Origin of the sequence: Methylobacterium gregans (assembly GCF_022179245.1) — a bacterium.
GTDB lineage: Bacteria > Pseudomonadota > Alphaproteobacteria > Rhizobiales > Beijerinckiaceae > Methylobacterium > Methylobacterium gregans.
The window spans coordinates 21588-27957 of record NZ_BPQM01000024.1 but is presented as its reverse complement, the minus strand read 5'-3'; the positions used below and the strand labels follow the sequence as shown (position 1 = coordinate 27957).

5 protein-coding genes are annotated in these 6370 nt (G+C 71.7%); 2 read left to right on the top strand and 3 right to left on the bottom strand.

Translation table 11 applies throughout. The features are described from left to right. A partial coding sequence (locus tag MFF54_RS05465) for an ABC transporter ATP-binding protein (protein WP_238301605.1) occupies positions 1 to 658 on the bottom strand: 658 nt, incomplete at its 3' end. A gap of 76 nt (positions 659 to 734) precedes the next feature. Next, positions 735 to 2156 (bottom strand): dihydropyrimidinase, encoded by a 1422-nt coding sequence (hydA, locus tag MFF54_RS05460; RefSeq protein ID WP_238301604.1) that lies wholly within the window; start codon positions 2154 to 2156, stop codon positions 735 to 737. 579 nt (positions 2157 to 2735) lie between these two features. Between hydA and MFF54_RS05455 the strand changes: the two genes are divergently transcribed. After that, the gene (locus MFF54_RS05455; protein WP_238301603.1) at positions 2736 to 3725 is read left to right on the top strand and encodes a DUF808 domain-containing protein; all 990 of its coding nucleotides are present in this window, start codon (positions 2736 to 2738) and stop codon (positions 3723 to 3725) included. A gap of 33 nt (positions 3726 to 3758) precedes the next feature. Here the strand turns inward: MFF54_RS05455 and MFF54_RS05450 are convergent, their stop codons facing one another. After that, entirely contained in the window at positions 3759 to 4682 is a 924-nt protein-coding gene (locus MFF54_RS05450; RefSeq protein WP_238301602.1) for a LysR family transcriptional regulator, read from the bottom strand. Positions 4683 to 4845: 163 nt separating this feature from the next. Here MFF54_RS05450 and MFF54_RS05445 point away from each other — a divergent pair, with 163 nt between their 5' ends. Beyond that, positions 4846 to 6363 (top strand): ABC transporter substrate-binding protein, encoded by a 1518-nt coding sequence (locus MFF54_RS05445; RefSeq protein ID WP_238301601.1) that lies wholly within the window; start codon positions 4846 to 4848, stop codon positions 6361 to 6363. The last annotated feature ends 7 nt before the right edge of the window (positions 6364 to 6370 follow it).

Here is a 6370-nt window from a genome sequence, read left to right as displayed (position 1 = left end):
GGTGATGAATGGCGGCCGCATCGAGCAGGCGGCCGCCATTCATCACCACCACGAGGTCGGAGAGCGCCATCGCCTCCTCCTGGCTGTGGGTGACGTGGATGAAGGTGAGGCCGAGCTCGGCCTGGATCCGCTTCAGCTCGGTCCGCATCCGCACCCGCAGGAACGGGTCGAGGGCCGAGAGCGGCTCGTCGAGGAGCAGGACCTTGGGGCCGGTGACGAGGGCGCGGGCGAGCGCCACGCGCTGCTGCTGGCCGCCGGAGAGCTGGGCCGGCATCCGCTCGGCGAGGTGGGCCATCTGCACGAGGTCGAGCATGGCGAGCGCCCGCGCGCGGCGCTCGGCCTTGCCCACGCCCCGCATCTTCAGGCTGAAGGCGACGTTGTCGCGGCAATCGAGGTGGGGGAACAGGGCGTAGCTCTGGAACATCATCGCGGTGCCGCGCTCCGCCGGCGCGGCGTCGCCCACCGCGCGCGGGCCGATGACCACGTCGCCGGAGGACACCGTCTCGTGGCCGCCGATCATCCGCAGGGTCGTGGTCTTGCCGCAGCCCGAGGGGCCGAGCAGGCAGCAATAGGCGCCGGAGCGGACCTTGAGGTCGATGCCGTCCACGGCAACCGTGCTGCCGTAGCGCTTGGTCAGGCGGATCAGCTCGACATCCATGCATCTCTCCCTCGGCCGGCCCAGCAAGGGACGGGCCAGCCGAGGGCCGGGCGGGCAGGGACGTCGCCGTCGCGGCCTAGCGCGGCGGTACGGCCTGCACCGTCCGGTCGATCACCCGCCCCTGGTCCGGGGCGCCCGTCACGCGGCCGTCCTGCGCGACCACCGCGCCGCGCGCGATGGTCATGACCGGCCAGCCCGTCACCCCGAATCCCTCCCAGGGCGTGTAGTCCGCGCCGTGGTGCAGGTTCGCCTGGGTGATCGTCTCGCGGCGGTTCGGGTCCCAGAGCGTCAGATCCGCGTCGAACCCCACCCCAATGGATCCCTTGCGCGGGTAGAGGCCGTAGAGCTTGGCGTGGTTCGTGGCGGTGAGCTCCACGAAGCGGTTCAGGGAGATCCGTCCCTTCGAGACGCCCTCCGAGAACAGGATCGGCAGCCGCGTCTCGATGCCCGGGATGCCGTTGGGCACGTAGCGGAAGGAATCCCGCGCGCGGGGATTCAGCTTGCCGCTCGGGTCGTCGTAGCGGAACGGGCAGTGGTCGGAGGAGACGATCTCGAACACGCCCGTCTCCAGGCCGCGCCAGATCGCGGCCTGGCTCGCGCTGTCGCGGGGCGGGGGCGAGCAGACGTACTTCGCGCCCGCCATCGGGTCGGCGGCGCCGCGCCCCTTCAGGTCCTCGGCCGTCAGCGTGAGGTATTGCGGGCAGGTCTCGGCGTGGATCTTCAGGCCGCGCGCGCGGGCCCAGGCGATCTGCTCCATGGCCTGCTCCCCCGAGACGTGGACGATCACGATGGGCAGGTCGACCAGCTCGGCGTGGGCAATCGCGCGGTGTGCCGCCTCGCGCTCCACGAGTTCCGGCCGCGACAGGGCGTGTCCGTAGGGCGCGGTCTGCCCGGCGCGCTCCAGCTTCTCGGTCATGTACCGGATGGTGTCGTAGCCCTCGGCATGGACCATCACGCGCGCGCCCTCGCGGCGGGCGAGGTCGAACACGTCGAGGATCTGGCGGTCGTTCAGGACGAGGTCGTCGTAGGTCATGAAGACCTTGAACGAGGTGTAGCCCTCGGCGATCAGGGCCGGCAGTTCCTGGCCGAGCACCGCCGGCGTCGGGTCGGAGACGATGAGGTGGATGGCCACGTCGATGTGGCACCGCCCCTCGGCGAGCGCCCGGTAGGCGTGGGTGGCCTCCCGCAGGGACGCGCCGCGCGGCTGGAGGGCGAAGGGCATCACGCAGGTGTTGCCCCCGGCGGCGGCCGCCCGCGTGGCCGAGGCGAAATCGTCAGCCATCACGATGCCCGGCCCCGAGGCCTGCGCGATGTGGACGTGGCTGTCGATGCCGCCGGGCAGGACGAGGAGTCCGGACGCGTCGAGGGTGCGGGCGGCATCGGTGATGCGCTCGGCCACGGCCGCGATGCGCCCGGCGCGGATGCCGAGATCGGCGCGCAGGGTATCGGTGGCGGTGACCACCGTGCCGCCCCGGATGGCGAGGTCGAAATCGGCCATGCGTTTTCACGTCCTTACGCGGGTGAGGATGGGCGCCCCGTCGCCGTCAGGCCCCCGGCGGCTCGGTCGTACCCTATAGAGAGGAGGGCTGTCCGGCCGGTCGCGGCGGCCGTGCCTCCGCCGACGGGGGGTGCGATGGCCGAGCGAAGTCGAGCTGTTCGCGGCGCCGGGTTCCGGCCCACGCCCGAGCGGACATCGCCGACGACGGGGGGCCCGGCGCCCCGCCGGGGCAGGCACGAACCGGACCAAGCCTGACCGATCCGGCTTGCGACGACGCGATCCGATCGCGGCACGTCCGGTGCTCCTCGGCCGACCGAGGCTGACGAGGCCGTGGGGCGTGCGGCTGTACCGCCCGGGACCGCCTCATCAGGGCGCTCCCCGAGGCCGCCTCGGTCCACGGCGAGGCGGGCCGCGCCCGCACCGCGGCCGCCCCCGCGCGACGGAGACGGTGAGGACGGTCGCGGCCATCCTGGCGGAACTGCCGGGCCATGGAGGGAGATCCCTCAGGCCCGGCGCGATGGATCAAACGCCGCGCTCGCTCGTCTTTACAGCGTAGCTGTCGCACACCGAGGGTGACCTGTGAGCATCGGACTGATCGCCCTGCTGGACGACGTCGCGGCGCTGGCCAAGACGGCCGCCGCCTCCCTCGACGACGTGGCGGGACAGGCGGCCAAGGCCGGGACCAAGGCCGCGGGCGTGGTCATCGACGATGCGGCGGTCACGCCGCGCTACGTCGTGGGCTTCGCCGCCGAGCGCGAGCTGCCGATCGTCGGCCGGATCGCGGCGGGGTCGCTGCGCAACAAGCTCCTGTTCCTGCTGCCGGGCGCGCTGGCGCTCAGCGCGTTCGCTCCCTGGGCGATCACCCCGCTGCTCATGCTGGGCGGTGCCTATCTCTGCTACGAGGGCACCGAGAAGGTCTACGAGGCCGTGTTCCCCCACCGCGCCCACGCGCACGAGGACGGGCTCGCCGTCGCGGGCGACGAGCGGGCGGTGGAGGACCGCCGGGTGGCGAGCGCCATCAAGACCGACTTCATCCTCTCCGCCGAGATCATGGCGATCACGCTGGCAGCCATTCCCGAGGGAAGCTTCTGGATGCGGGCGGCCGTCCTGGCCGTCGTGGCGCTCGGTATCACCGCGGCCGTCTACGGCGCCGTCGCCCTGATCGTGAAGGCCGACGATGCGGGTCTGGCGCTCGCCGGCAGCACCGCGCGCCCGCCGCTCGGCAGCCTCGCCCGCGGCGTCGGGCGGGCCATCGTCGGGGGCATGCCCGGCCTCCTGAAGCTCCTCGCGGTCGTCGGCACGGCCGCGATGATCTGGGTCGGCGGCGGCATCCTGCTGCACGGGCTGGAGACCTACGGCCTCGCGGCCCCGGCCCACGCGATCCATGCGGCGGGCGAGGCCGTGGCGGCGCTGCTGCCGGCGGCGCGCGGCCTCGTCGCGTGGCTCGTCACGGCCGCGGCCTCCGGCCTCGTCGGTCTCGCGGTCGGCGCGCTCCTCATCCCGCTGACGGGTCACGTCCTGATGCCGGCCTGGCGGAGCCTCTCCGGATCCCGGCCCCGCACCGCCTGAGACGCCGCGCGCGGATCCGGGCGCCTGCCCGGCTCAGAGCTGATCCGCGGGAATCGGGCGGGTGCCGGATGCCGGCAGCGCGGCGATCAGCGCGTGCAGGAAGACCGTCACGGCGCGGGGCAAGCGGCGGTCGCGCATGGTCTGGACCTGGATGCCGCGCAGGAGGCTGCTCCGCGCCCGGAGCGGGATCTGGACCAGTTCGCCGAGTTGCACCGGGGTCTGGACGGAGAGCGCCGACATCAGGGCGAGCCCCTTCGTGGAGCGCACGAAGGACAGGAGCGCCGACAGAAGGTTCGAGGTCAGCACCGGCTCGATCGCGATCCCCTCGGCGTGGCAGGCCGCCTCGAAGACGAGGCGGATGGTGGTGTCGCGCGTGGGCAGCGCGAGCGGGAAGGCCGCGAGATCGGGGAGCTGGATCATCGCGGATCCCGCGAGCGGATGATCGGGCGCGGCCAGGGCGACCATCTCGACCTCGGTCTCGTAGACCACGGCCACCGGTGGGGTCGGCGCCCGCCTGAAGGTGACGCCGATATCGGCCTCGCCGGCGGCGACGACGTGCGTGACCTGCGCGGGCGGCAGTATCGTCAGCTCGAAGCGGATCCCGGGATAGCGCGCGTGGAAGCCCGCGATGACCTTCGGCACGAGATCGAGCGCGAAGCCCTCCGAGCAGGCGATCCGGATGAGCCCCCGGACGAGGCCCTGCAGTTCCTGGATCTCGGCGACGACCTGCTCGGCCCGCAGCAGCACATGCTGGGCGTGCTGGGCCAGGCGCTCGCCGGCCGGGCTCGGCACCATGCCGCGCGGGCGCCGCTCGAACAGCACGCAGTCGAGCTCGGCCTCGAGATTGGCGATCTGACGACTGATCGCGGAGGCGGCGACGTTGAGCTGACTGGAGGCCGCCGCGATCGAGCCGGTGCGCGCCACAGTGAGGAAGTAACGCAGGCTCGTCGTCTGCACGTGTCGCTCCACCCGGCCTGCCTTGCCGATACGGCAACGATGCGATCGCCAAATTCTACTTGTTGCGATCGATCCTGCACAACACTCTGGCAGGGTGAAAAAAGCGGCACGGCTCGAAGCGGGATTCGGGCGCGGGCCGCCGCGCTCCGGAGGCGGACCCGACATGCTGAGACAGACGCTCGCAGCCCTTCTGCTCACCGCGACCGCGCTCACTGCGCCGGCGCTGGCCGGCAAGGCGAACGACACCCTGGTCTACGCCTCGGACAGCGAGCCCGAGAACGTCAGCCCCTATCACAACAGCCTGCGCGAGGGTGTGATCCTCGCCCGCAACGTCTGGGACACGCTGCTCTACCGCGACCCGGCGACCGGCGACTACAAGCCGATGCTGGCGACCGCCTGGACCTGGGTGGATCCGGTCACGCTGGATCTCACCATCCGCGAGGGCGTGCGCTTCCACAACGGCGACCCGCTCACGCCCGAGGACGTGGCCTTCACCTTCAACTACGTGCTGACCCCCGAGGCCCGGGTGGTGACCAAGGGCAACGTGGACTGGATGAAGTCCGCGGAGGTGACAGGCAAGAACAGCGTCCGCATCCACCTCAAGGCGCCGTTCCCGGCAGCCCTCGAATACCTCGCTGGCCCGACGCCGATCTTCCCGGCAGCCTACTTCAAGAAGGTCGGGCTCGACGGGTTCAGCAAGGCGCCGGTGGGCAGCGGGCCCTACCGCGTCGTCGGCGTCGAGAACGGCCGCGGCGTGAAGATGGAGCGGTTCGAGGGCTACTGGACCGGTGGTCCGATCGCCAAGCCCAAGATCGGCAAGCTGGAGTTCCGCGTCATCCCGGACGGCGACAGCCGCATGGCCGAGCTCGTCACCGGCGGCATCGACTGGATCTGGCGCGTGCCGACCGACCAGGCCGAGCAGCTGAAAGCGGCGCCCGGCGTCACGGTGCTGTCGGCCGAGACGATGCGGGTCGGCTTCCTGCAGTTCGACGTGCTCGGCCGGGCGCAGGCGAACTCGCCGCTGAAGGATGCGCGCGTGCGGCAGGCGATCTCCTACGCCATCGACCGCAAGGCCATGGTCGACAACCTCGTGCGCGGCGGCGCGCGGGTGATGAACTCGGTCTGCTTCATCGACCAGATCGGCTGCACCGACGCGGGCGTGCCGCGCTACGCCTACGACCCGGCCAAGGCCAGGGCGCTCCTGAAGGAGGCGGGTTACCCGGACGGGTTCGAGATCGATCTCGCCGCCTACCGCGAGCGCGACTACGCCGAGGCTGTGATCGGCTATCTGCGGGCCGTCGGCATCAAGGCGCGGCTGAACTACCTGCGCTTCGCCGCCTTCCGCGAGGCGCTGCGGGGCGGCAAGGTCTCGATCGGCTTCCAGACCTGGGGCTCCTTCTCGGTCAACGACGTCTCGGCCTTCACGGGCGTCTATTTCCGCGGCGGCGAGGAGGACCTGACGAAGGACCCGGCCGTGATCGCCCTGCTCCAGGCGGGCGACACCGGCACGGACCCGCAGGCCCGCAAGGCGAAGTACGCCGAGGCGCTCAAGCGCATCGCGGCGGAGGCCTACGCGCTGCCGATGTTCTCCTACCCATCGAACTACGCCTTCTCGCAGGACCTGAACTTCACCGCGCAGCCGGACGAGGTGCCGCGCTTCTACGCCGCCTCGTGGAAGTGAGGCCGCC